General features: G+C 66.6%; 30 protein-coding genes. 18 read left to right on the plus strand and 12 right to left on the minus strand.

The genetic code is table 11. The features are described from left to right. Nucleotides 1-34 precede the first annotated feature (34 nt). The gene (gene pspA, locus AC3A56_RS14855) at nt 35-730 is read right to left on the minus strand and encodes a phage shock protein PspA (protein WP_487770846.1); all 696 of its coding nucleotides are present in this window, start codon (nt 728-730) and stop codon (nt 35-37) included. A gap of 206 nt (nt 731-936) precedes the next feature. Between pspA and pspF the strand changes: the two genes are divergently transcribed. Next, nucleotides 937-1,980, plus strand: a complete 1,044-nt coding sequence (gene pspF / locus AC3A56_RS14860) for a phage shock protein operon transcriptional activator (RefSeq protein ID WP_487770847.1) — start codon at nt 937-939, stop codon at nt 1,978-1,980. 124 nt (nt 1,981-2,104) lie between these two features. After that, nucleotides 2,105-2,776, plus strand: coding sequence for an SGNH/GDSL hydrolase family protein (locus AC3A56_RS14865; RefSeq protein WP_487770848.1), 672 nt, complete (start codon nt 2,105-2,107; stop codon nt 2,774-2,776). 9 nt (nt 2,777-2,785) lie between these two features. Here the strand turns inward: AC3A56_RS14865 and phhA are convergent, their stop codons facing one another. Further along, nucleotides 2,786-3,673 carry a phenylalanine 4-monooxygenase gene (gene phhA, locus AC3A56_RS14870; RefSeq protein WP_487770849.1) on the minus strand — a complete coding sequence of 296 codons (888 nt, stop codon included), beginning with the start codon at nt 3,671-3,673 and terminating at the stop codon, nt 2,786-2,788. A gap of 135 nt (nt 3,674-3,808) precedes the next feature. Here phhA and AC3A56_RS14875 point away from each other — a divergent pair, with 135 nt between their 5' ends. The 3 genes from AC3A56_RS14875 to AC3A56_RS14885 are packed head-to-tail and all read left to right on the plus strand — an operon-like array spanning nt 3,809 to nt 6,183. After that, the gene (locus AC3A56_RS14875) at nt 3,809-4,309 is read left to right on the plus strand and encodes an Lrp/AsnC family transcriptional regulator (protein ID WP_487770850.1); all 501 of its coding nucleotides are present in this window, start codon (nt 3,809-3,811) and stop codon (nt 4,307-4,309) included. 18 nt (nt 4,310-4,327) lie between these two features. Beyond that, entirely contained in the window at nt 4,328-5,128 is an 801-nt protein-coding gene (locus AC3A56_RS14880; RefSeq protein WP_056714493.1) for a lysophospholipid acyltransferase family protein, read from the plus strand. Then, nucleotides 5,125-6,183, plus strand: coding sequence for a YheT family hydrolase (locus AC3A56_RS14885; protein ID WP_487770851.1), 1,059 nt, complete (start codon nt 5,125-5,127; stop codon nt 6,181-6,183). The genes AC3A56_RS14880 and AC3A56_RS14885 overlap by 4 nt, the downstream gene beginning before the upstream one ends. On the opposite strand, the gene AC3A56_RS14890 is transcribed toward AC3A56_RS14885, so the two are convergent. From AC3A56_RS14890 to AC3A56_RS14900, 3 genes are all read right to left on the minus strand, one after another. After that, a complete protein-coding gene (locus AC3A56_RS14890) occupies nt 6,156-6,767 on the minus strand; it encodes a 2OG-Fe(II) oxygenase (RefSeq protein ID WP_487770852.1) in 612 nt (203 codons plus the stop codon). The two genes, AC3A56_RS14885 and AC3A56_RS14890, sit on opposite strands and share 28 nt — an antisense overlap. Before the next feature lie 113 nt (nt 6,768-6,880). Beyond that, complete coding sequence (locus AC3A56_RS14895) at nt 6,881-7,093, minus strand: DUF3820 family protein (protein ID WP_487770853.1); 213 nt, start codon at nt 7,091-7,093, stop codon at nt 6,881-6,883. 110 nt (nt 7,094-7,203) lie between these two features. After that, nucleotides 7,204-8,679 (minus strand): AAA family ATPase, encoded by a 1,476-nt coding sequence (locus tag AC3A56_RS14900; protein ID WP_487770854.1) that lies wholly within the window; start codon nt 8,677-8,679, stop codon nt 7,204-7,206. Nucleotides 8,680-8,778: 99 nt separating this feature from the next. Between AC3A56_RS14900 and AC3A56_RS14905 the strand changes: the two genes are divergently transcribed. The 7 genes from AC3A56_RS14905 (at nt 8,779) to AC3A56_RS14935 (ending at nt 13,277) form a co-directional block, all read left to right on the plus strand. After that, nucleotides 8,779-9,867 carry a PQQ-dependent sugar dehydrogenase gene (locus tag AC3A56_RS14905; protein ID WP_487770855.1) on the plus strand — a complete coding sequence of 363 codons (1,089 nt, stop codon included), beginning with the start codon at nt 8,779-8,781 and terminating at the stop codon, nt 9,865-9,867. A gap of 72 nt (nt 9,868-9,939) precedes the next feature. After that, nucleotides 9,940-10,563: a YbhB/YbcL family Raf kinase inhibitor-like protein gene (locus AC3A56_RS14910; protein WP_056762970.1), complete on the plus strand. Its 624-nt coding sequence runs from the start codon at nt 9,940-9,942 to the stop codon at nt 10,561-10,563. Between the two features lie 137 nt (nt 10,564-10,700). Beyond that, nucleotides 10,701-10,856 (plus strand): DUF1328 domain-containing protein, encoded by a 156-nt coding sequence (locus AC3A56_RS14915; protein WP_007809737.1) that lies wholly within the window; start codon nt 10,701-10,703, stop codon nt 10,854-10,856. A gap of 54 nt (nt 10,857-10,910) precedes the next feature. Next, a complete protein-coding gene (locus AC3A56_RS14920) occupies nt 10,911-11,273 on the plus strand; it encodes an ElaB/YgaM/YqjD family protein (protein ID WP_056713833.1) in 363 nt (120 codons plus the stop codon). Beyond that, nucleotides 11,270-11,770, plus strand: a complete 501-nt coding sequence (locus tag AC3A56_RS14925; protein WP_487770856.1) for an ABC transporter ATP-binding protein — start codon at nt 11,270-11,272, stop codon at nt 11,768-11,770. Before AC3A56_RS14920 ends, AC3A56_RS14925 begins: the two co-directional genes overlap by 4 nt. Then, complete coding sequence (locus AC3A56_RS14930) at nt 11,767-12,093, plus strand: glycine zipper domain-containing protein (protein WP_056762973.1); 327 nt, start codon at nt 11,767-11,769, stop codon at nt 12,091-12,093. Before AC3A56_RS14925 ends, AC3A56_RS14930 begins: the two co-directional genes overlap by 4 nt. Before the next feature lie 2 nt (nt 12,094-12,095). Continuing rightward, a complete protein-coding gene (locus AC3A56_RS14935) occupies nt 12,096-13,277 on the plus strand; it encodes an AI-2E family transporter (protein ID WP_056713825.1) in 1,182 nt (393 codons plus the stop codon). Nucleotides 13,278-13,298: 21 nt separating this feature from the next. On the opposite strand, the gene AC3A56_RS14940 is transcribed toward AC3A56_RS14935, so the two are convergent. From AC3A56_RS14940 to AC3A56_RS14950, 3 genes are all read right to left on the minus strand, one after another. Next, nucleotides 13,299-14,114 carry a hypothetical protein gene (locus AC3A56_RS14940; RefSeq protein ID WP_487770857.1) on the minus strand — a complete coding sequence of 272 codons (816 nt, stop codon included), beginning with the start codon at nt 14,112-14,114 and terminating at the stop codon, nt 13,299-13,301. A 61-nt stretch (nt 14,115-14,175) separates the two neighbouring features. Further along, entirely contained in the window at nt 14,176-15,147 is a 972-nt protein-coding gene (locus AC3A56_RS14945) for a hypothetical protein (protein ID WP_487770858.1), read from the minus strand. Then, the gene (locus tag AC3A56_RS14950; protein WP_487770859.1) at nt 15,134-16,144 is read right to left on the minus strand and encodes a TolB family protein; all 1,011 of its coding nucleotides are present in this window, start codon (nt 16,142-16,144) and stop codon (nt 15,134-15,136) included. The genes AC3A56_RS14945 and AC3A56_RS14950 overlap by 14 nt, the downstream gene beginning before the upstream one ends. An 874-nt stretch (nt 16,145-17,018) precedes the next feature. Between AC3A56_RS14950 and AC3A56_RS14955 the strand changes: the two genes are divergently transcribed. The 5 genes from AC3A56_RS14955 to AC3A56_RS14975 all read left to right on the plus strand — a co-directional run bounded on the left by AC3A56_RS14955 (nt 17,019) and on the right by AC3A56_RS14975 (nt 19,971). After that, nucleotides 17,019-17,381 (plus strand): type II toxin-antitoxin system MqsR family toxin, encoded by a 363-nt coding sequence (locus AC3A56_RS14955; protein WP_487770860.1) that lies wholly within the window; start codon nt 17,019-17,021, stop codon nt 17,379-17,381. Beyond that, nucleotides 17,371-17,973: a type II toxin-antitoxin system MqsA family antitoxin gene (locus AC3A56_RS14960; protein ID WP_487770861.1), complete on the plus strand. Its 603-nt coding sequence runs from the start codon at nt 17,371-17,373 to the stop codon at nt 17,971-17,973. The genes AC3A56_RS14955 and AC3A56_RS14960 overlap by 11 nt, the downstream gene beginning before the upstream one ends. 5 nt (nt 17,974-17,978) lie before the next feature. Beyond that, nucleotides 17,979-18,551, plus strand: a complete 573-nt coding sequence (locus AC3A56_RS14965) for a hypothetical protein (protein ID WP_487770862.1) — start codon at nt 17,979-17,981, stop codon at nt 18,549-18,551. 762 nt (nt 18,552-19,313) lie between these two features. Further along, entirely contained in the window at nt 19,314-19,652 is a 339-nt protein-coding gene (locus AC3A56_RS14970; protein ID WP_204110117.1) for a type II toxin-antitoxin system RelE/ParE family toxin, read from the plus strand. Between the two features lie 4 nt (nt 19,653-19,656). Then, the gene (locus tag AC3A56_RS14975) at nt 19,657-19,971 is read left to right on the plus strand and encodes a helix-turn-helix domain-containing transcriptional regulator (protein ID WP_204110118.1); all 315 of its coding nucleotides are present in this window, start codon (nt 19,657-19,659) and stop codon (nt 19,969-19,971) included. Between the two features lie 101 nt (nt 19,972-20,072). On the opposite strand, the gene AC3A56_RS14980 is transcribed toward AC3A56_RS14975, so the two are convergent. The 4 genes from AC3A56_RS14980 to AC3A56_RS14995 form a co-directional block, all read right to left on the minus strand. Next, nucleotides 20,073-20,699: a hypothetical protein gene (locus AC3A56_RS14980; protein ID WP_487770863.1), complete on the minus strand. Its 627-nt coding sequence runs from the start codon at nt 20,697-20,699 to the stop codon at nt 20,073-20,075. Between the two features lie 108 nt (nt 20,700-20,807). After that, nucleotides 20,808-21,563, minus strand: coding sequence for a LytR/AlgR family response regulator transcription factor (locus AC3A56_RS14985; RefSeq protein ID WP_487770864.1), 756 nt, complete (start codon nt 21,561-21,563; stop codon nt 20,808-20,810). Then, nucleotides 21,560-22,642, minus strand: a complete 1,083-nt coding sequence (locus tag AC3A56_RS14990) for a sensor histidine kinase (protein ID WP_487770865.1) — start codon at nt 22,640-22,642, stop codon at nt 21,560-21,562. Before AC3A56_RS14990 ends, AC3A56_RS14985 begins: the two co-directional genes overlap by 4 nt. 178 nt (nt 22,643-22,820) lie before the next feature. Next, nucleotides 22,821-24,020, minus strand: a complete 1,200-nt coding sequence (locus AC3A56_RS14995; protein ID WP_487770866.1) for a M23 family metallopeptidase — start codon at nt 24,018-24,020, stop codon at nt 22,821-22,823. Nucleotides 24,021-24,302: 282 nt separating this feature from the next. Between AC3A56_RS14995 and AC3A56_RS15000 the strand changes: the two genes are divergently transcribed. Next, on the plus strand, nt 24,303-24,800 hold the full coding sequence (locus AC3A56_RS15000) for a DUF4440 domain-containing protein (protein ID WP_487770867.1): 498 nt from the start codon (nt 24,303-24,305) through the stop codon (nt 24,798-24,800). Nucleotides 24,801-24,829 lie beyond the last annotated feature (29 nt).

Consider the following 24,829-nt stretch of genomic DNA (forward strand, 5'->3'; position numbering starts at 1 on the left):
CGTTGTCACGCCGCTTCCATCGGGCGGTGCCTCGTTATTCCTTGTTCGCCGGCTTCGCCGAGCTCAGGCGTTCCTTCAGCGCCGCCAGTTCGGCCTCGACGTGGTCGTTGGTTTCCAGCTCCGCGAATTCGCGGTCGAGATCGCGCTGCTTGCCCAGGTCGTAGGCTTCGACCCGGCCTTCCATGTGTTCCAGCTTGCGCTCGTAGTGCTCGAAGCGACCCAGCGCGTTGTTGATCCGCTCGTCGTGGGTGCGGCTGCGCGCCTTCAGGCGGTTGGCCGCCGTGTGGTGGCGCAATTCGAAGGATTTCTGCCGATGCTTGGCATCGGCCAGCTTGACCTGCAGCGCGGCGATGTCGTCGTTGAGCTTGGCCAGGCCCAGTTCGACCTCGTGGCACTGGCGCTGGAGCGATTCACGCGCCGCGTCCATGTGCTTCTTTTCGGCCAGCGCGGCCTTGGCCAGATCGTCGCGCCCCTTGGTGATGGCCAGCTCGGCCCGACGCTGCCACTCGTCGGACTCGCGCTGGGCGTGTTCCACGCGCCGCTCCAGTTCCTTGCGGTCGGCGATCGCGCGCGCCGCGGCGGAGCGCACTTCCACCAGCGTGTCTTCCATCTCCTGGATGATCAGCCGCACCACCTTTTCCGGTTCCTCGGCCTTGTCCAGCATCGCGTTGATGTTGGAGTTGATGATGTCGCTCATTCTCGAAAAAACGCCCATGTCTGCTTGCCTCATGATGGTGAAGGGCCACGAAGTATCCAGAGCACGGGTCGTGCCAAATACCGGCGTGCTCTCAAGTCATTGATTGGTCTACGGTTGCCTCCTTGCGGCCGTGGAGGCGTGTCGCTCGCGGCGGTTGGACAAACCGATTTATGGTTGAATTGACCAATATAGGGTTGGATGAGCCATTCGGCCATTGCCCTTCTGCGAGTTGATTTCCCATGCCAGATCCGCGGCCATCGGATACCGAAATCACCGCCATGCTGGGCGAGTCGACGGCATTCCTCGATTTGCTGGAACACGTCTCGCGGGTGGCGGCGGTGAACAAGCCGGTGCTGGTCATCGGCGAGCGCGGCACCGGCAAGGAGCTGATCGCGGCGCGACTGCATTACCTGTCGCCGCGCTGGGAGGCGCCGCTGGTGAAGCTCAACTGCGCGACCCTGACCGAAGCCCTGCTCGAAACCGAGTTGTTCGGCCATGAGGCGGGCGCGTTCACCGGCGCCAGCCGCCGCCACATCGGCCGTTTCGAGCAGGCCCACGGCGGCACGCTGTTCCTCGACGAGCTGGCCACGGTTTCCCTGCGCGTGCAGGAAAAGATCCTGCGCGCGGTCGAGTACGGCCAGTTCGAACGCGTCGGCGGCAACGAGACGCTGACCGTGGACGCGCGCATCGTGGGCGCGACCAATGGCGACTTGCCCGCCGCCGTGCGCGCCGGAACGTTTCGCGCGGACCTGCTCGACCGCCTGGCCTTCGACGTGCTGACGGTGCCACCGCTGCGCGCACGCACCGGTGACATCCTGCAACTGGCCGAGCACTTCGCGCTCAACATCAGTCGCGAGCTGGGCCGGGACCTGTTCGCCGGTTTCAGCGAATCCGCCCGCGCCGCGTTGATCCGCTACCCGTGGCCGGGCAATGTGCGCGAGCTGAAGAACGTGGTCGAGCGGTCGGTGCATCGCACGCCGGCCGACGATCCGGTCGACGCCATCGTTTTCGATCCCTTCGCTTCCGCGTTCCGGCCAGCGGTCGAGGCCGTGCCGGAAGCCGTCGAGGTGGCGGCGCCGGAAAAGAAATCGATCCGGCTTCACTGCGACATCAAGACCGAGATGGCGCGCCTGGAAGTGGACCTGGTCCAGCGCGCGCTCGTGGAAGCCCGCCACAGCCAGGTCGAGGCAGCGCCACTGCTCGGACTCAGCTATCACCAACTGCGCGCGCTGTTGCGCAAGCACGGCATGGTGAAGTCGCGCCGTCGCGGGGACGCTCCATGAGCGGCAACCGTGAAATCACCCTCGCCGTCGTTGCGCTACGCTCGGGAACGGCGTTTCCCGCTGTCTGCAGGCAGCATCTTAGTCTGCAGCCGGCATGACCACGACGGAGCGAACGATGAAGTGCATGCGTCATCTGCTGTGGATCCTGCTGCTGTGCCCGCTGCTGGCCGCAGCACGCGACAACCGGGAAAACGATCATGCGCAGTGGAACCGGGATATCGCTGCGTTCCAGGCCGCGGATCGGGCGCAGCCACCGGCGGCGGGCGCGGTGTTGTTCATCGGCAGTTCGTCGATCCGCATGTGGCGCTCGCTGGCGACGGATTTCCCGCAGGTGCGCACGCTCAACCGCGGCTTTGGCGGTTCGGAGATCGACGATGCCACCTTCTTCGCGGACCGCATCGTGGCGCCGTACCATCCGCGCGCGATCGTGATGTATGCGGGCGACAACGACCTGGCCGACGGCGACAGCCCGGCCCATGTGCGCGACGACTTCGCCGCCTTCGTGCGCAAGGCGCGCTCGTACGACGCCGATGTCCCGATCGCCTTCATCGCCATCAAGCCCAGCGTGGCGCGCACGGTGTTGCTGCCGAAGATCCGCGAGGCGAATGCGCTGGTACGCGCCTATGCCGCCCGCCAGCCGGGCGTCAGCTACCTGGACGTGTTCACGCCGATGCTGGGCAGCGACGGCCAGCCGCAATCGCGTTGGTTCATCGCCGACGGGCTGCACATGAACCGGCAGGGCTATGCGCTGTGGACCGGCGTGGTGGGACCGTGGCTGGACGCCACGTTGCGCTGATCCGGCGAATCAGGTGTCCGCGTTGGTCGCCCAGCCCACGCGGTCGCCACGGGTGAACACGCGGTCCTCGTCGAGCACGTCGCCGGCGGCGTGCGCGGGCGATTCGCGCAGCTTCGCGTAGATCGGCGTGAAGTCCGGATGGGTGGCTTCGAACAGCTGCTCGAAGCTGTCGATCACGAAGTAGGTCTGCTGGTAGGTGTCGATGCGGTAGCGCGTGCTCATCACGCGTTCCAGGCCGAAGCCGATGCGGTTGGGCGAGGGCGAATCGAGCGAATAGATCGACTCGCCCTTGGAGCTGACGATGCCGGCGCCGTAGATGCGCAGGCCGTCGCCGGTGTTGATCAGGCCGAACTCCACCGTGTACCAGTACAGCCGGGTCAGGTTCATCAGCGCTTCGGGGCCGATCGCGAACGCCTTCATGCCGCCGCGGCCGTAGGCCTGCATGTAGTCGGCGAACACCGGGTTCAGCAGCAGCGGCACGTGGCCGAACATGTCGTGGAACAGGTCCGGCTCGCTGAGGTAGTCGAGCTGGTCGGGTTTCCTGATCCACCAGCTGACCGGGAAACGGCGATGGGCCAGGTGGTCGAAGAACACCTCGTCCGGCAGCAGGCCCTCCACCGCGACCAGCTCCCAGCCGGTGGCGGCGCCGAGCACCTTGTTCAACTCGGCAAATTTCGGGATGCCGCCATCGCCCAGGCCAAAGCGCTCTACGCCGTCGAGGAATTCCCGGCAGGCGCGGCCGGGCAGCAGTTCGCGCTGGCGCTTGAACAGCGTGTCCCAGACTTCATGGTCGGTCGCGCTGTAGCTGTCCCACGGCTGTTCGACCACGCCGGTGGCATAGACCGGCACGTAACCGCGGTCGGTCTGCTGGTGTTCGACTTTGCGAGGAGTGTCCATGGGCGCGGTTCCGGGTGGGTCAGGCGATCTCAAGGATACGGTGGATCGCCCGCAGCAGGCTTGCCTTATTGTCCGATTACGGGTCGAGAATGAACTATTCTTGCGTCAACTGCGTAAAGGAAAGGAGATCATTGCATGATGTCGCTGGATCGCACCGATCTGCGCATGCTCGCCGTGCTGCAGAGCGAAGGCCGCATCACCAATGCCGAACTGGCCGAGCGGGTCAGCCTGTCGCCGTCGGCCTGCCTGCGCCGGCTGCAGCGGCTGGAGGCGGACCAGGTGATCACCGGCTACGCCGCCCAGATCGATCCGCAGGCGGTGGGACTGGGCCTGCAGGCCTTCGTGCGGGTCCAGCTGACTCGCCACGAGAGCGCGGCGATCGAGGGTTTCGTCGAGCGCGTCAGCGGCTGGGACGAAGTGGTCGCCTGCCATGCGCTGACTGGCGACATGGACTACCTGCTGCACGTTTACGTGGCCGACCTCAAGGACTTCTCGCGCTTCCTGCTCGACCATCTGTTGAACGCCAGCGGGGTCGGCGATGTCAATTCGAGCTTCGTGCTGCGCACGGTGAAGCGTTCGCCCTCGCTGCCGCTGGCGCAGCTGGAGCGATCGGGGCCTGCGGCGGCGCGGAACTAACGTTAAACTGGGCAGCTGATGAGCATCGACACCACCTCCGTGCCCGAACGCGACCTGCTGCGCCCGCTGCGCTACCTGTGGCGCGTGCCGCTGGTGGTGTTGCACGTCGTGCTGGGCATCCTGCTCTGCGCGCTGCTGCTCAGCTGGAACCAGCAGGCCGTCATGAAGAACGGGCGCGAGCCGTTCGCGCACCGGATGATCCGGCTGTGGTCGGTGACCCTGCTGCGCATCCTCGGCATGCGCGCCCGGCGCTTCGGCGAGGCGCTGCGCGACCCCGTGCTGTTCGTCGCCAACCACACCTCGTGGCTCGACATCATCATGCTGCACAGCCAGCGCGCGGCCTGCTTCGTGGCCAAGGCGGAGATCGCCGGCTGGCCGCTGATCGGCTGGCTGGCCGCCAACGGCGGCACCATCTTCCACCGCCGCGGCAACAACCATTCGCTGGCGACGGTGATGCAGGCCATGGTCGAGCGCCTGCGCGCCGGGCGTTCGGTGGCGGTGTTCCCGGAAGGGGGTACCGGTTACCACGGCGTGCTGAAAGTGTTCCACGCGCGCATCTTCCAGGCCGCGCTCGACGCCGAAGTGACGGTGCAGCCGGTGGCGCTGCGCTTTGCCCGTGGCGGCCGGCGGGTGGTCGATGCCGGCTTCCGCGAAGACGAGAGCTTCTTCGGCAACATCGTGCGCCTGCTGGGCGAGGCGCCGATGGATGCCGAGATCCACTTCCTGGCGCCGGTGCCCGCCACCCCCGATGCGCGCCGCCGCATGGCCGAGCTGTCACGCGAACGCATCGCCTCCGCACTGGAAGACCGCCAGGAATGAGCCTGCTTTACGGAAAGGATTTCCGTCCACCCTGGCCGCTGCGCAGCGGTCATATCCAGACCATGCTGTCGTCCAGCGGCGTGCGCCGGCTGCTGCTGCCGCGCGCGGCGAAGACCGTGCTGCAGGGCGCCGAGCCGGTGGTGGTCGATGGCGGTGGCGGCGTGCGCCTGACCGGTGCCTACACCGCGCAGAAGACCCGTCCGCAGCCGCGCGGACTCGCCGTGCTGTTTCATGGCTGGGAAGGCAGTGTCGACTCCACCTACGTGCTGCAGACCGGCAGTCGCCTGCTGGCCGATGGCTGGGACATCTTCCGCCTCAACTTCCGCGACCATGGCGACAGCCACGGGCTCAACGAGGCGCTGTTCCACTCCTGCCGGCTCGACGAAGTGGTGCACGCGCTGGGTGACATCGCCCGGCGCTACCCGGCCCGGCCGATGGCGCTGGCCGGCTTCTCGCTGGGCGGCAACTTCGCGCTGCGCGCCGCGATGCAGACCTCGCTGCTGGGCATTCCGCTGAGTTACGTGCTGGCGGTCTGCCCGATCATCGATCCGGGTGCGGGGTTGTTCGCGCTGGAGGAATCGGCGCCGTGGTTCTACCAGGCCTACTTCATGCGCAAGTGGCGCCACTCGCTGCTGGCCAAGCAGCGGGCGTTTCCCGAGCACCAGTTCTTCGAGATGTCCGAGTTGAAGCAGCACCTGCGCGGGCTGACCGAGTCGCTGGTGCTGCGCCACACCGACTTCAAGTCGCTGCAACAGTATCTGGACGGCTATTCGGTGGCCGGCGACGCGATGCAGGCGATGCAGATTCCCGCCACCATCCTGACCTCGCGCGATGATCCGGTGATCCCGGTGGGCAGCTTCGAAAAGCTCGAACTGCCGCCGAACATCGAACTGGACATCGCCGAGTACGGCGGCCACTGCGGCTTCATCCGCGACTGGGGCATGACCAGCTTTTCGGACGACTACATTGCCGGCCGCTTCAACGCGATCGCCGACGCCGGAACGCCGGCCGAAGGCCTGGCGCCGGCTCAGGCATCCGCGCCCACGGCGCGCTGACGCATCCAGCTGGCGATGCTCATGCGGTCGCGCGCGGCCGGCAACACCTCGTGCTCGAACCGGCCGGACAGGAACAGCAGCAGCTCGCCCGCGCGGGGGAGGATGTCGCGATGGCTGCCGTCGTCCAGATACAGGCGCAGCGCGCCACCGTCCGTGTCCAGCCAGCTCTGGTTGAGATAGAACACCGCCGAGATGACCCGGGTGTCGCTGCCGCGCAGGCGATCCAGGTGCCGCGCGTAGCCCGCGCCGGGGCGGTACATCGCGTAGTGCGATTCGCAATCGACCAGGCTCAGCATCAGTTCGCGCCCCAGCCTCTGGCGCAACGCGTCCATGCGGTCGGTGAAAACCCGCTGCGGCCCGGTCAGGGCATCCGTGGCAAACCAGTGGATGCTGTCGCCACGCAGCGACGATGTCGTGCGGCCGATGCCGGTGCGGGCGGGCAGCAGTTGCCGGGCATCGTGCAGCGCGGCGCATTCGAGCCCCAGCGCACGCGTCTGCGCGTCATCCAGCAGGCCGGGCAGCATGCACCAGCCATCGACCGCCAGCGCGCTGGCGGCGGCATCGAAACAGAAGGGGGAAGACATCGAACGCCCGGAGTGCGCGAAGCAGCGAAGTGGCCGTTCCGGTGCATGCCTGGTCGGGCGGCGCTGGGGGGCAGGCTGCCATGACCGGCAGCGGCGCAGCATACGATGATTCGTCAGCGCGTGCGCAGTGGATCGAGCAGGTGGCCCAGGCCGTTGTGATCGAGCTCCAGCATCAGGGCCAGCAACCGGCCCAGCTGACCGGGCGGGAAGCCTTCGCGGGCAAACCAGGCCAGGTAGGCACCGGGCAGGTCCGCGATCAGCCGGCCCTGGTACTTGCCGTACGGCATGCGCACGGTCACCAGTTTCTGCAGGTCGGCGGCGTCCATGTCATGGCCTCGGTGGCAGCGGGAAACGGCGTGGCGGGAACGAAACGACTGCATGCGGCAAGGCCGGTCCCGAAAGCGCCGTGCGCGACCTGCAGGACGGAGGCCGGGCCTCAGTCCGCCGCCACGCAACGCCCCTGCGCCCAGGCCCGCAGCGCGTCCACCTGTTCGCGCATCAGGACCGACAGCGGACGGGTCTGCCTGAGGGCATGGAGCAGGGTCGGCTGGTCCGGCGGCGTGCCGTTGCCGGCCGCGTCGTACAGTGCGCTGACGATGGTCTGTTCGATTTCCGCGCCGGAAAAGCCTTCGCTCGCCGCCGCCAGCGCGGGCAGCTCGAAGCTGGCCGGGTCGAGCTTGCGGCGGGCCAGGTGCATGGCGAAGATCTGTTCGCGCACCGCCGCGACGGGCAGGTCGACGAAGAAGATCTCGTCGAAGCGGCCCTTGCGCAGCAGCTCGGCGGGCAGCTCGTGCACCGCGTTGGCGGTGGCGACGACGAACACCTTGGCCTTGCGTTCGGCCATCCAGGTCAGCAGGTAGCCGAGCACGCGACGCGACACGCCGCCGTCATCGCCGCCGCCGGCCAGGCCTTTCTCGATCTCGTCGATCCACAGCACGCACGGTGACAGCAGCTCGGTGCTGGCCAGCGCCTCGCGCAGGTTCTTTTCGGTCTCGCCCTGGTACTTGTTGTACAGCGTGCCGAAATCCAGCCGCACCAGCGGCACGCCGAAGCCGCCGGCGATCGCCTTCGCCGCCAGGCTCTTGCCGCAACCCTGCACGCCGAGCAGCAGCACGCCCTTGGGCGGGTCGAGCGCGGGATCGGGCGTGGCGGCGAGGAACACCGCGCGCCGGCGCTGCACCCATTCGCGCACGCGGCTGACCCCGGCGATATCGGCGAAGCTGGCGGTGGCGTACTCGTAGTGCAGCAGGCCGGAGCGGTTGAGCAGGTCGAACTTGGACTGCATCAGCACCGGCAGGTCGCTCGCCCCCAGTGCGCCGTCGGCGTAGATCAGCTTGCGCACGATGCGCCGCGCATCCGGCGCGGACAGCCCCAGCAGGTTGCGCACGATGGTGCGCGCGGCGTCGTTGTCCACCTCGATCTTGCGGTTCTGCTCGCGCTGCCAGGCCACCGCCTCGGCGCGCAGGATGCCGGCCAGCTCCTTGATGTCGGGCAACGACAGCGGCACCCGCAAGGCCAGCGCCTCCAGCTCCTCGGGCAGCTCCACCTTGGCGCCGACCAGCACGATGGTGTGCGCGGCCGACCGCTGGCGCTGCACGATCTCGCGCAACTGGCGCAGGCTCATCGCGTAGCGCAGCAGGCTGTGGAAGTCGAACATCAGGTAGATGCCGCGCTCGCCCTGGGCGCGGATCGCGTCGAGCGTGGCGGTGGCATCCGGCGCGATATCGCCATCGTTCTGCGCGAAATCGAGCCGGGTCAGCCCGTCGGTCAGCGTCCAGCGCCACAGCGGATGCAGCGCCTGGGCGATCACGTGGCGAAAGCACTCGATCACCCGCTGCTCGTCCACCGTCTCGATCACCAGCAATGGCGTGGCCGCGCGCACCAGCGTGGTGAGATCCTGCAATTCGCTCATGTGTCCCCCTCGAAGAGGACAAGTTTACAGAGCGTCGACGCTTCTGGCTTCACGCGCGGCGATATACGCTGGCCTTCCGTCCACCGAAGGAGCGCCGCCATGCGCCTGCTGCTGTCGTTGTTGCTGCTCGGCTCGTCGTTGCCCGCGCTGGCGGCGACGAAGCTGGACAAGCTGGTCCTGCCGAAGGGCTTTCACATCGCGCTGTATGCCGACCAGGTGCCGAACGCCCGCGAAATGGCGGTGGGCGCCAACGGCACCGTGTTCGTCGGTTCCACCGGCGCGGGCAAGGTCTATGCGCTCACCGACAAGGACGGCGACGGCGTGGCCGAACAGGTGCGGGTCATCGCCAGCGGCCTGCAGCTGCCGATGGGCGTGGCCTTCCACGACGGCGACCTGTACGTGTCGGCGGTGAGCCGCATCCTCGTGCTGCGTGACATCGAGCAGCACCTGGACGCGCCACCGAAGCCCGAGCTGGTCACCGACAAGCTGCCCACCGAGACCCATCACGGCGGCAAGTTCCTCGCCTTCGGTCCCGACGGCAAGCTGTACGTGCCGATCGGCGCGCCCTGCAACATCTGCGATCCGGCGCCGGACCACGGCAAGCTGATCCGCATGAATCCCGACGGCGGCGGCTGGGAAGACGTGGCCCGCGGCATCCGCAACACGGTCGGTTTCGACTGGCAGCCGGGCAGCGGCCGCCTGTGGTTCACCGACAACGGCCGCGACCTGCTCGGCGACGACATCCCCAGCGACGAGCTGAACGAAATCACGGCGACCGGCCAGCACTTCGGCTACCCGTACTGCCACCAGGGCGACACGCTCGATCCGGACTTCGGCAAGGGCAGGAGCTGCAAGGATTACGTGCCGCCGGTGCTGAAACTCGGTGCGCACGTGGCCTCGCTCGGCATGCGCTTCTACGACGGCAACCAGTTCCCGGCCAGCTACAAGGGCGCGATCATCGTGGCCGAACACGGCTCGTGGAACCGCACGCGGAAATCCGGCTACCGGGTGATGACGGTGCGCCTGAAGGGCAACAAGGTGCTGTCGTACGCACCGCTGATCACCGGCTTCGAACAGGACGAAAGCGCCTGGGGCCGCCCGGCCGACGTGCAGCCGCTGGCCGACGGCAGCGTGCTGGTCAGCGACGACCTGGCGGGCGCGGTGTATCGGGTGACGTACAAGCCCTGAGTTTCGCATCACGCTCGTCATTCGTGCGCCGGCAGGAAGCGCACTCCACACCCAACCAGGTGGACACACACCATGCAACTACGCAGCGACAACTTCGAAAACAACCAGCCGATTCCGGCCACCTTCACCTTTGGCAAGCGCGCCGATCCGTTCGCGCTGTCCGACAACCACAGCCCGCATCTGGCTTGGAAGAACGCGCCGTCGGCCACCCGTTCGTTCGTGCTCACCTGCATCGACCCGGACGTGCCCAGCCGCGGCGACGACGTGAACCAGCCCGGTCGTACCGTGCCCGCGGACCTGCCGCGGGTGGAGTTCGTGCACTGGCTGATGGCCAACATCCCGGCCGAGTGCGGCGAGCTTGCCGCCGGTGCGTGCAGCGACGGGATCACCCCGCGCGGCAAGCGCGAACCGTTCGGCCCGCCCGGCAGCGTGCAGGGCGTGAACGATTTCACCGGCTGGTTCGGCGGCGATGCCGACATGGGCGGCGAATACCTCGGCTACGACGGCCCGTGCCCGCCGTGGAACGACGCGTTGCTGCACCACTACCACTTCACCGTATACGCGCTGGACGTGGCGGCGTTGCCGCTGGTCACCGGCTTTTCGCTGGCCGAGCTGCGCGCGGCGATGGCGGGCCACGTGCTGGAGCAGGCCGAGCTGGTCGGCACCTGCACGCTCAACCCGGACGTGGCTGGCTGAACTGTCGCGGCGCTGAACGTCGGCGCCGCGTGCATGCCCGCCCGTTTTCTCTTCACACCGGCAAGGCACGGGCTATGGGTGAATGGCTGCACGCGGTTGCACCGCGGGCACGTCTTCCCCCATACGAGGATTCCCCCATGCTTCACTACGCCCTGGTCTTCCTGGTCATCGCCATCATCGCCGCCGTGCTCGGTTTCGGCGGCATCGCCGGCGCCGCTGCCGGCATCGCCAAGATCCTGTTCGTGATCTTCCTGATCCTGGCGATCATCGCGTTCTTCCGCCGCGCCAGTTGACCCCTGCCGATCGCCACGTGGGCGCGCCATACTGAGTCTTTCCGGAGCCAAGCAATGAACAATCAAGTCAGCAGCAACGACCAGCCGGCCGGCGATCGCATCGACGAGCGCGCCGAGCGGATCAAGCAGGCCACGTCGGCCGCCGTCGCCAGCACCAAGGACAGCGTCGAGCGTGCCGCCGACCACGTCGAGGAAGGCCTGCACCGCGCCACCGACAAGGCGGCCGGCGCGGCGCACAAGGCCAGCGACAAGGCCGCCGAGGTCAGCGAGCGCAGCCGCGAGGTGTATGACCAGACGATGGACCGCGCCGATGCCTGGCTGGAGCAGGCGCGTGACTACGTGCGCGAGAAGCCGGTGCAGTCGGTGGCCATCGCGCTGGGCGCCGGCTGGCTGCTCGGCCGCATCCTGCGGCGGTGAGCCATCCGGACCAGACCGATCCCGTGAGCGGCGACGGTGCATCGACTCATGCGACAGCGGCGCCGGACCCGGCGCCGCTGTCGTCTGGTCTGCTGGCCGAACTGGGCCAGTTCGGGCGCGCGATCCGGCATCTGTTCGGCGCCCAGCTGGCCTTGCTGGCCGCCGAACTGGGGCTGGCGCGCAGCGCCGTTTCGTGGATGCTGCTGGCCGCGCTGGCGGCCACCGTCGCGGGCGTGGGGCTTGGCCTGACCCTGCTGGGCCTGGTCGGGGTGGCGCTGGCCGCGTGGTGGGGTTCGTGGTTCTGGGCGCTGTTGGGGCTGGCCGTGCTGCAGCTGCTGTTCCTGCTCGGCGCGATCATCCTGTTCCGCCGCTGCATGCACTGGATGAGCCTGCCCGCCACACGCAGCGAATGGGGTGCGATGATGCGCGAAACGCTGCACGAGGACGCGGACAAGCCGACCGCACCTTCCGGGCAGCGTGATGGGGGAACGCCATGAGCCTGTTCGACCGCCTGGCCAAAGTGAAATCTGCCCAGCTGCGCATGCGGCTCGCGCGGCATGAACTCGCCGCGCCGGCCGCGCGGCTGCTCGCCCGCGGCCGCGAAAACCCGTTGACCACGGTGGGCGTGGCCGCCGGCGCCGGCGTGGTGCTGGGGACGCTGGACGTGCATCCGCTGCGCGTGCCGGGATTCGGCTCGCTGTTGAGCGGCGGCCTGGCCGAAGTGGTGGCGCAGGGCACCCGGCTGGTGGCCGACTTCGCCGAGGTCAGCATGGCGAAGCACGCCGCGGCGGACATCGCCGAGCCCGGCGAACAGGCATGAGCATGAGCGAACCCGAACCACTGCCGACGCTGGCGCCCGGCACCGCCGTTGGCGTCGTCGCCGAGGTCGCGGTCGCCGAAGAGCTCGAACCGCCGCCCGGCCCGGACACCCCGCTGCGGCGACGCAACCCGGTGCTGGGCATACGCCGCCACCTGCGTGCGATCCGCCTGGTCTTCAACGCCTTGCTGCTGCTGGCCCTGCTGTACACCATCACGCTGACCAAGGCCTTGCTGATCCCGCTGGTGCTGGCCGCCTTCATCGGCCTGGCGCTGAATCCCATCGTGGCCTTCGGCGCCCGTGTGCGCATCCCCCGTTGGCTTACCGCGATGGTGCTGATGATCGGCCTGATCACCGGCATCGGCAGCGGCGTCGGCCTGCTGGCCCAGCCGGCCATCGGCTGGTTCCACGGCGCGCCCACCGCGATCCGGAGTTTCGTGCCGAAGCTGCGCAGCTTCACCAAGCCGCTGGAGGCAGCCAACCGTGCCACCCAGACCCTGGTCAGCGGTTCCAGTACCCGCGCGGCCGTGCCGCAGTCCGCGCCGATCTCGATCAGCGCCTGGGACGTGGTCTCGACCGCGCCGAAGGTGCTGGCGGCCGTGCTCAGCGTGCTGCTGCTGGTGTTCTTCTTCCTGATCTACGGCGATTCGATGCTGCGTCGGCTGGTGGAGATCACCCCCAGCTTCGCCTACAAGCGACACGCGGTGACGATCGTGCGCGGCATCCAGACCGAGATCTCGCGCTACCTGCTCACCGCATTGCTGATCAACGCCAGCCTCGGCGCGATCACCGCCGGCATGCTGTGGCTGTACAAGGTGCCCGACCCGCTGCTGTGGGGCGCGGTGGCGATGTTCGCCAACTTCATTCCCTATGTGGGCGCGATCGTCACCACCACCTTGCTGGCGGTGGTGTGCATGCTGTACGCCAACGACGCCAGCCTCGAAGTGTTCCTGCCGGTGCTGACCTTCGCCGGCATCACCGCGGTGGAAGGCAACCTGATCACGCCGCTGATCCAGGGCGCCAGCATGCGGCTGAGTCCCATCGCGATCCTGCTGTGGCTGCTCGTCTGGGGCTGGCTGTGGGGCATCCCCGGCGCCCTGCTGGCCGTGCCGATGCTGACCTGCACCAAGCTGATCACCGAACGCGTGCGCGGCTGGGAGTGGTTCGCCCACATCGTGCAACGCTGAGCGCGATCCGCGTCGTGTCCGTCAGAGGTCATCCCGCGACAGGTTGAGCAAGGTGTAGGAGCGCTGCTCGCCTTCGAACCTGTCGCCGCTTGCGGATACCAGCGTCACGTGCCGCTGCACCATGATCACGTCGCTGACGATGATGCCCCGGCGGATCGTCGTATAGCCGCTCCAGCTGGCCTTGCCCGGGATCACCGACACCTCGATCGTCTTGCCGGCGGTGGTGGTGATCTGCATCGGCTTGCCTCTTTTCTCGCGCGACTGGTCGTCGGACGACGGGCCTTCGCCGCTGCCGGTGCGGGTCAGCGTGACGACCCCGTCGTGCGGATCGGCACGCAGCACGCGCACCTGTTCCGTTCCGGCCGGGCCGATTTCCCAGGGCTTGGCGATGGCGACGTCCCAGCTCACGCCGGCGCGGAGCTGCTCCGGCGCCTTGCCCCACAGCAAGAGATTGAAGATCACGCCGCTGGTCTGGTCGTTGACGCGGCACTTGCCCGCATGGCAGTTGGTGATCCCGTCGCGAAGGATCTCGATGTCGTGCACCGGTCCGTTGGCCGGATGGCCGTCGTAACGATCGTCCTCGTCGAAGACGAAGGCCTTCGCCGTGACGCCGGTCACCACGTAGTCGGCGGTGCCGCTGATGCGGTCGACCTTTTCCTCGAACCCCGAGCCCCGGGTCGAGACGGTCTTGGCGAACACGTCGGACAAGTGTTCGCCCACCTTGAGCTCGGGGTGCAGGAAGTTCGTGGCGGGTTCGGCATGGACCCATGAGATACCCAGGCAAGACATCGAAACGCACAAGGCGAGATGGCGGGCGGCGCGGAAGCGGCGGGTCATGACGGACTCCAGGGAGTGGGCGCTGTCGACGGTCGTCCATCGACTCGGGCGCGATGGATGGTCAGTGCGCGATGCCATGCGCGCGCAGCACGTCGGAAATGTCGAAGCGCCAGAGATTGCGCGAGCCGTTCAGCGGCGACTGCAGCCGCCGCTGCAGCGAGGCGTCGTCGTCGCGGGGCTTCGGAAAATGCACCTCGTCGCGGCGCGCGCTCGACACGAACAGTTCGCCGAACGCCGGCCCCAGCGACGGCGCGTTTTCCAGCGTGCGGCTGTTGACGTCGCCGCCCAGATGCTCCGGCTTGCTCCAGCCACCATCCGGCTGGCGGAACACGATGTAGATATCCGCGCTGCCCAGCGCATCGCCTTCGTTGCCCGCGTACAGCAGGAAGCGCCCGGCCGGGTCCACCGCGGGGTCCATGCGGTTGTTCGCGGGATCGCCCAGCGGCACCTGCTCCGGCATGGCATGGCCGTGATCGCGCGCCACGTAGATCTGGTAGGCCTTGCCGGAATCCGCGCGATGCGCCGAGAAATAGACGTCGCCGTTGGCCGCCACCGACGGGTTGTAGATCATCGCCCCGTCGTTGAGCGCGCCGTCGACATGCACCGGCGCGGCCCATCCACCAGCGGCCTGCCGTTCGACGAACCACAGGTTCGTGCCGGGAAAGCTGCGCCCGTTCATCGTCGCCGTCACCGGCGTGCCGCCCGGCCGCAGCGGCCGGTTGGAGACGAAGTACAGGCGCCGGCCATCGGGCGACAGCGTCGGCTCGGAGTCGTGCCACTCGCCGGAGAACCCGGCGACCCGCGGCGTCGACCAGCGATCGCCCGCGCGATGCGAGACCATGATGGTGTCGTCGGCTTCGGCGAAATCCGAGCGCATGAAGTACAGCGTGTTTCCGTCCGGCGTCAGCGCGACCGAGGTTTCCTGCAGGCCGGTGGAGATCACCCCTGCCCCCAGCAGCGCGCCGGCGCAGGCGAGTGGTGATGCGAATGCGAGTGCGAGGCTGGCGAAGAAGGCGAGGTTACGTGGCGTCATGGCTGTTCCCGGTCGAGTGATGGGGGCGTGCCGCGGCTTCGCGCGAGCGCGGCGCGTCGAGCCACGGTGCCAGCGACATTTTCCAGATGTGATCGTTGCCGTTGTCCCACGCGCGCATCCGCGCCAGGTCGTCCCGCGCCTGCGCGCCCGTGCGCGGGTAGCTCACCTTCGCCGTGTAGTTGCTGGTGAAGTACAGCGTGCGGGCGTCCGGGCCGAGGTGCGAACCCCAGGGCTCGTAGCGGTTCACCGCATCGCCCAGGTCGATCGGCGTGCCCCAGCCCGCGCCGTCGCGGAAGGCGATGTACAGCCGGTCGGGTTTGTCCTTGCCCGCGTAGTTCGCGTCGAACACGATGAACGACTGGTCCGGCGCCACCGCCGGATCGAGTTCGTGTGCGGCCGGATCACCCAGCGCGAGGCGCTGCGGTGCCTGGTAGCGGCCATCGCGCCAGGCCGTGCGGTAGAGATGGAACTCGCGGGTGGCCTCGTCGCGCCGCTGGTAGTACACGTCGCCGTTCGCCGCCACGCTGGGGGCGTACACGCTGGTGCCTACGTTCACCGCGTCGGGCAATCGCTGCGGCTCGCCCCAGCCATTGCCGTGGCGGTCCACCCGCCACAGCTGGCCGCCATGCAGCGCCGCCCCACCGGTCATCGCGGCGCGGTTGGAGGTGTACACCAGGAACGAACCGTCCGGCGCCATCGCCGGATCGTGGTCCTGCCATTGCCCGGAGAACGAGGCGATCCGCGGCGTCGACCAGCCATTGCCCACGCGATGCGCTTCCATGATGAAACCGTTCCAGCGCGCCTGCTGGTCGAAGTAGACGGTGTTGCCGTCCGGCGCGAAGGTCAGGCAATCCACGCCGGAAGGGCCGGAGATCGCGCCGGGCGCGAAGATTTCCGGCGAGGGGGAAGTCACGCTGGCGGCGCGGGTTGCAGTCGTGCCGAAAATTCCCAGCGCGACGAGGCTGCTGGCGAGCAGGGTGAGCGAGCGGTGGGCCATGCGTATTCCTCGGCGCGATGATGTGCGGTCGAGTCTGCGCAGCGGCGCCAGCGCATCGCCGCCGCTTTGTGATGAGCGGAGAGCCGCTGTGACCAGCGGTTGTCAGCGCGGGACAATCGGCTCCGCTTCGCCGCGGAATCTTCGCGCTGCACGCCAAGCCCGTTGGTATGCGGGCGCGCGATGCTCTTGCCGCTCCAGCGCTCACTCCCGAACGGCCCGCTCGCATCGTTCATGCCGACAAGCCTCGCACCCTCACTCCGTCATGCCTGCGAAGGCAGGCATCGCACTTCAGTTGGTACGCATGCAGCGAAGCTTGCGCGTAGAGCAAGAGCTTTCGTCCTCCTTCGGAGGCCGAGTTACTTTCTCTTTGCATGGCCAAAGAGAAAGATAACCAAAGAGAAAGGCCACCCCGCTTGGCGCTTGCCGCCCATCCATGGGCGGCAAGTCTGTGAGCCGGGGCCGGGCTTTTCGACAGCACATCCATGTGCTGGCGAAAAGGCATCGGCATCCATGCCGATGCCCGCTGCGCGGCCTGTCGACCCCGCCTCACCGCCGCACAGGGGCCCCGGGTAGAGCAGCGGGCCATCCTGGCCCGCACTCGGTACGCAACCGCTGCGCGGTTGCGAGAGCCAACAGTTTTCGGCTTTGGATGGAAATTTCATCTCAGCTCGAAAGTGCATTCTGAGATCACCCGGTTTTCGCTGGGAGGAGGTCTCCGATGATCTGATATCTTCCCCCTCTAGGCCGAGGACTCGTGGGCAGGGGCAAATGTGTGAACTAGGAACACCGATCGGCATGTGGCAATCAGCCACAGGGCATATGCCGTCAGTAAGGCATACGCGCCTATTGACGGCGGCGGAGGCCACTAACCATAATGGTTAACGAAGACGTCACGGGCCGGCGACTTGTCCCCGCGTACAGTCTGGATGAAGTGCGACGCTATGCGATCGACGAGAAGGTGCGATATGCAGGCGATAGGGTGTGTGACGACACAGACGAGCTTGGTCTCTCTGTGGAAGAAGTGTGTGCATGCCTTGGAAGCTTGGTCGAGGGAGATTTCCATGAGTCGATCCAGTATGGGAGCCGTCTCACTTGGCACGATGTTTACCTCAAACCGTATCGGACGCCAAAAGGGCGCCACGTTGAGCTGTACATCAAGTTCAAGGTCTTGGGTGATCGCCTGAATCTGTTTATTTGCTCCTTCCATCCACAGGGACGGAAAAAAGATGAGCGATAAAAATGTCTGCCCCATATGTGAAGTCGGGCAGCTGAAACTGTCAGCCTTTTCAAGGCTTGTACCGCATCGCGGTCAGGAGATACCAGTTGTAGGCTTGGCGGCGTGGCAATGCGATCAATGTGGCGAGAGGACTTACGATCCCGCACAAATTCGGCGCAACCAAGCGACCGTCGTCGAGGCAAGGAAGAAATTTTCGGATGCCAAGCGCCGTGAACGCGGCTTGCTTTCCGGCGATGAAATTCGCGCCTTCAGAGAGCTGCTGAAATTGAAGCAGTCCGAAGCGGCGACCGTTTTTGGCGGTGGAGTAAATTGCTTCTCAAAGTATGAGCGCGGCGAAGTTATCCAGAGTGAGGCTTTGGATATTTCGTTGCGAGGCGCTGTTCAGTGTCCGTCTTATTTTGCTTGGCTGCTCAGCCGGGTGGGATTCTCCGTACGTGCTACTGGTAGTGATGCTGATATTTATGACCAGTCGTGGACCGAACAGGAGACCGCACCATTTGCAGAATTGTTGGTGCTTCGTCCTGCTCGATTTGAGGAGACGCAGCAACTAGCTTCGCGGGATTGGGCGCCACAACTCGCGGCCGCGGGGTAAGGTCGATGACATTCGACCCGATCAAATGCTTTCGACTATCAACCATTCGTCTTGATAGAGCGACTTTCTCTACGAACGATGACATCGAGGCGTTGCAGATCACAGATGATAGTTCCGTGGTTGAGACGCGTCGATGGGTCACGCACGCGTTCGATATGACCAAGTCGAACGAGGAGCGTTTGAAAGCGATTGTGAACTGCGGACTGCGATTGACGAAACCGCTTGGGTTGCAGGCCGAGTTGCCCGAAATTGCGGCCAATTCAGGAGCAGTTGGAGAACTTGAGCACGCCGAGGATGGTGAGCCTCCGAGCCCGCTCGTGTATTACACGATTGAGGCAGCTTTTGCGGTCGACTTTGTCGTTGTCTGCAAGGATTACACAGACCAAGATCTTGCCCATTTCGTTGCTGCGAACGCAGCACATGTTGCGTGGCCATTTTGGAGAGAGCACGTTTTCTCCACGCTTCGCGCTGCTTCTCTGCCGCCCGCTGAGGTCCCGCTCATGCCGCCGGTTAAGAAGGTTGCTGTGAGTGCTGATGGAGCGAGCATATCGTCGACGTCGAAGCCTCTTGACGTCTAATCTTTCTTGTTAAGAACGTTGATCAATCCTGCTTCCCCATATTTGGCCTGAGTGGATGAACCTCAGGCGCAGAGTGCACTTTCTAGCTTCCGTTCTTCGCCGGTAGCAGGCGCACACCCCCAGGCAAAGTATTTATCCAGCGCCAAGCGCCGCTGGTTCTCGCAACCGCGTAGTGGTTGCGCACCGAGTGCGGGCAGGAAAGCCCGCTGCTCTACCGGGGCCCCTGTGCGGCGGTGAGTCGGGGACGACAGGCCGCGAAGCGGGAGTCGACAGGGATGTCGACTCCTTTTCGTCAGGGCAGGATGCCCTGTCGAAAAGCCCGGCCCCGGCTCGCGGACTTGCCGGGCAGGATGCCCGGCAAGCGCCAAGCGGGGTGGCCTTTCTCTTTGGTTATCTTTCTCTTTGGCCACGCAAAGAGAAAGTAACTCGGCCTCCGAAGGAGGACGAAAACTCTTCGCTCTGGCGGTGCGCGACACACATTCTGGCGCTGCAGATAGCCGCCGGTGCGCCGACCTGGTCGCATGTCGAGGGAGGCGGTACAGCCCGGGCAAATTACTCGGCGTGTCGAGAAAAGGCTTGGCGGCCCGGAACTAACAGGGTCGGAACTAACAGGGTCACGGAACTAACAGGGTCAGGTTCACTTCGAGCTTGGACTAAGTGACCTGACCGCGCTCTCGCAGATCGAGCCTCACCCTCCAGGCCTCGCCGGTAAGACCGCAACCAAGCTGGTTGATTTAAGTAACATGAATGTTACCATAAGCCATGACATGGAAAGTCGAGGAATACATCGCCGAGAACGGCCGCATTCCCTATCGGGACTGGTTCGACAGCTTGCACGTGCAGGCGGCGGCCAAGGTGGCTATCGCGGTGTTGCGGATGGAGATGGGCAATACCGCCAGCGTGAAGTGGTTCGATGGCATCGGCGAATACCGCATCGACTGGGGCCCGGGCTATCGAATTTATCTGACGCGGGATGGAGACAAATTGATCCTGCTGTTTACCGGCGGCACCAAGGCCAGCCAGAAAGGCGACATCAAGCGAGCGAAGCAATTGAACGACGAGTATCGGGCGCGCAAGTCGCGTTCAAGCAAGGCGAGGTGATGGCATGCCATTGACGAGAGACTTCAAGCAGACCGTGGTGGAGCGCGTGCGGCGCGAGCCGGCGTTTGCGCGGGCCTTGCTGGACGAGGCCGGGTCGTTGTTCCTCAATGGCGATCCGGCGATGGCGCGGGTGGTTCTGCGCGACCTGGTCAACGCCACCGTGGGCTTCGAAGGGCTGGCGTCGGCCACCGAGCGCCCGAGCAAGAGCCTGCATCGCATGTTGTCCGCCACCGGCAACCCGAGCATGGACAACCTGGCCGCCATCTTCGATGTGTTGCGCCGAAGCCTGCAGGTGGACATCGAGGTTCGCGCCGCCTGAGAGACAATGTCCCGTCGTCCATGAAAGCCGAAGGGAAAACGGCGAAGAAGGGGGCGAGAGGATGCAGCGGCGCCCGCTCAGGGTTGCAGGTGCCGTTCCGCTCAGAATCTCGGACGAGGCTTCTTGGGCGGTGGGCCGAGTTGGACAAGGGCCATGCCCACGATCGCAGCTTTGGTAATGATGGCTTCCAGCGCAGCCTTGCCCGCTTCGTTGACATAGAGAACAGCCGCCGCGGTCAGCGGGTCCTTGAACACGGCCGCGTCGATCGGGATCTTGTCATCGAAGAATCCTTCTTTCGCGATCGAGCCGCTCGGGCGCTTGGCCGAGCGAGCCTCGTCGATGCAGGGAATGAGGTTGGTCACGTTGTAGAACCAACGCGGCTCGCCCGCGCAGTCCATCTCCAGGAACTGCCCGAAGCGCGACAGGAAGGGTTCGAGCACGAGCTTCGCCTTGTTGTTCATGACCAACGCGCCGGGAGTCAGCGCACTGACGTCCGCCAGCGGCTTGGGCTTCTTCTTTCCAGGCTCGATGAACACTTCGACCTTGGGCTTTCTTGACCAGGAGAGGCTGGCGCCGGAGGTGTCGAACATTCCTGATGCGATGTCCTTGTCGCTGGCAGAGACCAATGGCGCATAGTCATTGACGGAGCCGCTTTGGAGTTTCCATACCATCACTTCCATCACCTCGGTAGTCGAAGTCATCACGGAGGATGTCATATCGGATGTCATGCAGCGCCTCCCGGCGCAGCCAAAAGGCATCGCGAGGGAAGCCTCTCCTGCGAAGTTTGCGTGCCCGTGCCTAAGGGTTCCTCGCTTGATGCACGGCGAATCCACGGCTCAGCGCAACCCCAACACCGACCGCGCCCCGGCCCGGAACCGTCGACTCAGATCCAGCCGCGTCCCGTCATGCAGCACCACTTCCGCCCCACCCTTGAACATCGGATGCACCTCGCGAACCCGCGCCAGGTTGACCAGGGTGCCGCGGTGGATGCGCAGGAATTGCGCGGGGTCGAGTTGCGCCAGCACGTGGCGCAAGGTGTCGCGGTGCAGGTAGCGGACGGGGCCGACGTGGATGTGCAGGTAGTTGCCGTCGGCGCGGATCCAGTCGATGTCGTCGACGGCGAGCACGCGGATGTGTTCGCCGTGGCGCACGCTGAGGCGTTGGGCGTAGCCCCCGGTGGCCGCGCTTTCGAGTGCCGGGCCGGCGGTGGCGTGCAGGCCTTGCCAGTGCTGGTTGACGCGGGCCATGGCCTGGTCGAAGCGGGCTTGTTCGATCGGCTTGAGCACGTAATCGAGCGCCATCGCGTCGAACGCGCGCAGCGCGTGTTCGGCGAAGGCGGTGGCGAACACCACCAGCGGCAGGCGGTCGGGGGCGAGTTCGTCGAGCAGCTCGAAGCCGTCCATGCCGGGCATCTGGATGTCGAGGAACAGCAGGTCCGGGCGCAGCACGCGCACGGCCTGCATCGCTTCGGCGGCGTTGCCGCATTCGCCGACGATTTCCACTTCGTCGTGGCTGGCCAGCGCCTGGCGCAAGGCGAGGCGCGCCAGCACTTCGTCGTCGACCAGCACGGTGCGCAGGCGCGGCGTGCTCATGCGGCGTGCTCGACGTAGGGCAGGCGCACTTCGGCGCGGGTGCCGCCGCCGGGGATCGCGCTGAGCTCGAGCTGCGCCGCGTCGCCGAACAGCATGCGCAGGCGCGAGCGCGTATTGCCCAGGCCGATGCCTTCGGCCGTGCCCGCCGGCGGCAGGCCGAGGCCGTCGTCGTCGACGCGCAGTTGCAGGTGGTCGCCGTCGCGGCGGGTGGAAATGCGCAGGACGCCGGCGCCGGGCTTGTCCTGCAGGCCGTGGCGCAACGCGTTCTCCACCAGCGGTTGCAGGATCAGGTTCGGCACCGCGGCGGCCAGCGTGTCGTCGTCCACGTCGAGCTCGGTGCTGAGCCGGTCCTGGAAACGCACCTGCTGGATGCCGAGGTAGCAGGTGAGGAATTCCAGCTCGCGCGACAGCGGCACCTGCGGCGCGTGGCGCTCCTCCAGGGTGAGCCGCAGGAAGTCGCTCAAGCGGGCGATCATCAGCCGCGCCTGCAGCGGGTCGGCCAGCGCCAGCGCGGAGATCGCATTGAGCGTGTTGAACAGGAAGTGCGGCTGCAGCTGCATGCGCAGCGCCTGCAACTGCGCCTGCGCCAGCTGGGTTTCCAGCTGCGTGCGGCGCAGCCGCTCGTCGCGCAGGTGGCGGCGCGATTCCATCCCGCGCAGCACCACCAGGATCACCCAGTAGGTGAGCACGGCCAGGTGGAAACTGTAGGCGAACTCCATACGGATGTACGCGCCCAGCGTGTGCACCTCCATCCGGCCCGGGCCGCTGAGGTTCCAGAACAGCACCAGGTGGGCGAGCAGTTGCAGCAGCGCCACGCCCAGGCTGGCCGGCACCTGCACGGCGAGGAAGCGGCGCCAGCCGTGCGTGGCGGTATGCCGCCCCAGCCAGGCGACCAGCGGCACCAGCGCCATCCACAACCAGAAGTTGGAAAGGTTCCAGCTGAGCGCGCGCAGCCAGCTCGGCGGATAGCCCTCGCTGATCGAGGACAGCCCGCCGCTCAGCGCATAGGACAGCGCCAGCCCGGTCCAGAAGGCGAACGCCAGCGCGTGTTTCTTCCAATGGGTGGACTCGTGCCTCATGCGATGCTCCCGCGCGTCAGTCGATGGGTGACACGTCAGAACGGCAGTGTGCCGCCGTGGCGCGGGATGGAACAGTGCTGGACGATCGACGCGTGCAGCGCGCCCTATCGCGCGTCGCGATGACAGCGGCATCGCCGCGGTGACCTGCGGGGTGCTGGTGCCGTGGAGTCGGCGGGATTCATCGTCCGCTGTCAGGCGCCGGATCATCAGCGAACCTCACCACCGTGTTGCTGCCGGGCCATTCGTGGTGCCGGACGATGTCGCCGTCGGCGGGCCGCCACGGCTTGCCCAGCCGGGCGATGTCGTCGTAGCGGCCCAGCCGTTCGAACCTGCGAATTTCGAACGGCAGGCCTTCGCCGCCCAGCGGAGAGCTCGCGTCGGCGACGTGAAAGTGCAGGTGCGGGCCGGTGGATTCGCCGGAGAAGCCCAGCGCGGCGATGACCTGGCCCGTACGCACGCGCTCGCCCACCGCGACGCGGATGCTGTCCTTGCGCAGGTGCTCGTAGAACGCGTAGCGGCCGTCGGCAAGCTGCAGGGCCACGTAGTTGCCCGCATCGTCCTCGGGGGCGGGATGAGTGCGCTGCGAGATGCGCGACGGTTCGTCCATGCCGTCTCGCACCGCCGCCACGCGTGCATCCGCTACCGCCAGCACGTCGGCGCCGTGGCCGTACCATGCCTGCGCCAGGTCGGCGTCGCCGGTGGCGAAGCGGCCGTGTTCGTCCAGCTTCACCCAGTCGATGGCGAAGCGGCCGGGTAGGCGGGCGTGGCCGTCGACGCGGTAGAACACGCGCCGGTGGCCGCGCGGCCAGTCCGCGTCGTGGATCGCGACCCACGGCCCGCCGCGCAGCGGTGGCGCCAGCAGCGATGGTCTGGTCCGCGGCAATGCCAGTGGAGCGCCGCTGGCCAGAGATGTGCCGTTTGCCCCGGCAACGCGATAGCTCACGCGGTGACGGAGGGCATCGATGCCCTGGTGTCCCGGCAGGGAAACATCGATGAACAGCACCACCTGCTGGCCGGGCTCGATCAATGTTCCCGCGACTGGCAGCGAAGATTCCGGATCCGACGAGGGCGCTGGCACCGCGCCGAAGCGAGCGATGTGCTGATCCAGCGTCTTGCCCGACAGTTTCGCGATGGGCCGTCCGTCGCGCCCGTCGCGCACGACAAATTCCTCGAGCGTGATGCGCTTGTCGGAGCGATTGGCCAGCAACACCTCATAGTCGAGCTGCCCATGACCTTCCACGCGCACCGGTGTGGGCGGTAGCGGAATCGTCAGGTCCAGCCCATCGCCAACCGGAGCGCCGTGTGCGCGGGAGGCGATGGCGCAGGCCGCGATCAGCACCAGGGCCAGCCAGGCGTTTGTCGCAAGGGGAGGTTTCATGGCTACGCTCGGTTCCTCGTCGTGACGCCACCGCCGGAGTCGTGCAGGGTGACAGTGGCCGATGTCGTTGTCGCCGATACCGTGACGACCGGCGCCTTGGCGATGACAAGCGGTACGGCGGCGGTACGGGCGGCGTTCCGTGCAATGTCATGACCGCCGGGTGCCTCGCTGCATCCGCCTGTCACCGCATGACGCGCCTTCGTCACCGCGACGATGCGGCACGCGCGCACGCGCCACACATTGGCCTGGCGGCATGTCGTCCGCGCAAAGAGGGTCGCAGCAATGCACAAACAACGCAGGTTTTCCGTGGCCGTGGCGTGCACCGCCGTGCTGGCGCTGGCCGTGGACTGGACCATAGCGGCGACCGTCGCCACCGCGACAGGCAGCGCAGAGGCAGAACATTCGAGGGCAGCGGTGATCGCGGTCGACCAGCACTGGCTGGAAGCCGAGCTCGGGGGCGACACCGTCTGGCTCGACGACCTGCTGCTGCCCGAGTACCGCTCGATCAGTGCCGACGGCTCGGTGCATGCGAAAGCCGCGATCATGGCGCACGCCGCCAGGAGCCGCGGCAACGACGAGGAGCGGCGCAAGGTCGAGGCGTGGCTGAAGACGCACCCGTCGGGCCAGGACGTGGTGATCCACGGCGACACCGCGATCCTCACCTTCCACGACCCGAAGCAGGGCGCGGCCAGCGGTGTGCGTTCGTCCGACGTCTTCGTCTACGTGGACGGGCGCTGGCACGCGCTGTATTCCCAGCACAGCGCGCCGGCTGCCGGCTAGCGCAGGGAGTCTGCCCGCTGAAGATGGAA

This window comes from Rhodanobacter sp. Soil_C_14 (genome assembly GCF_057657335.1).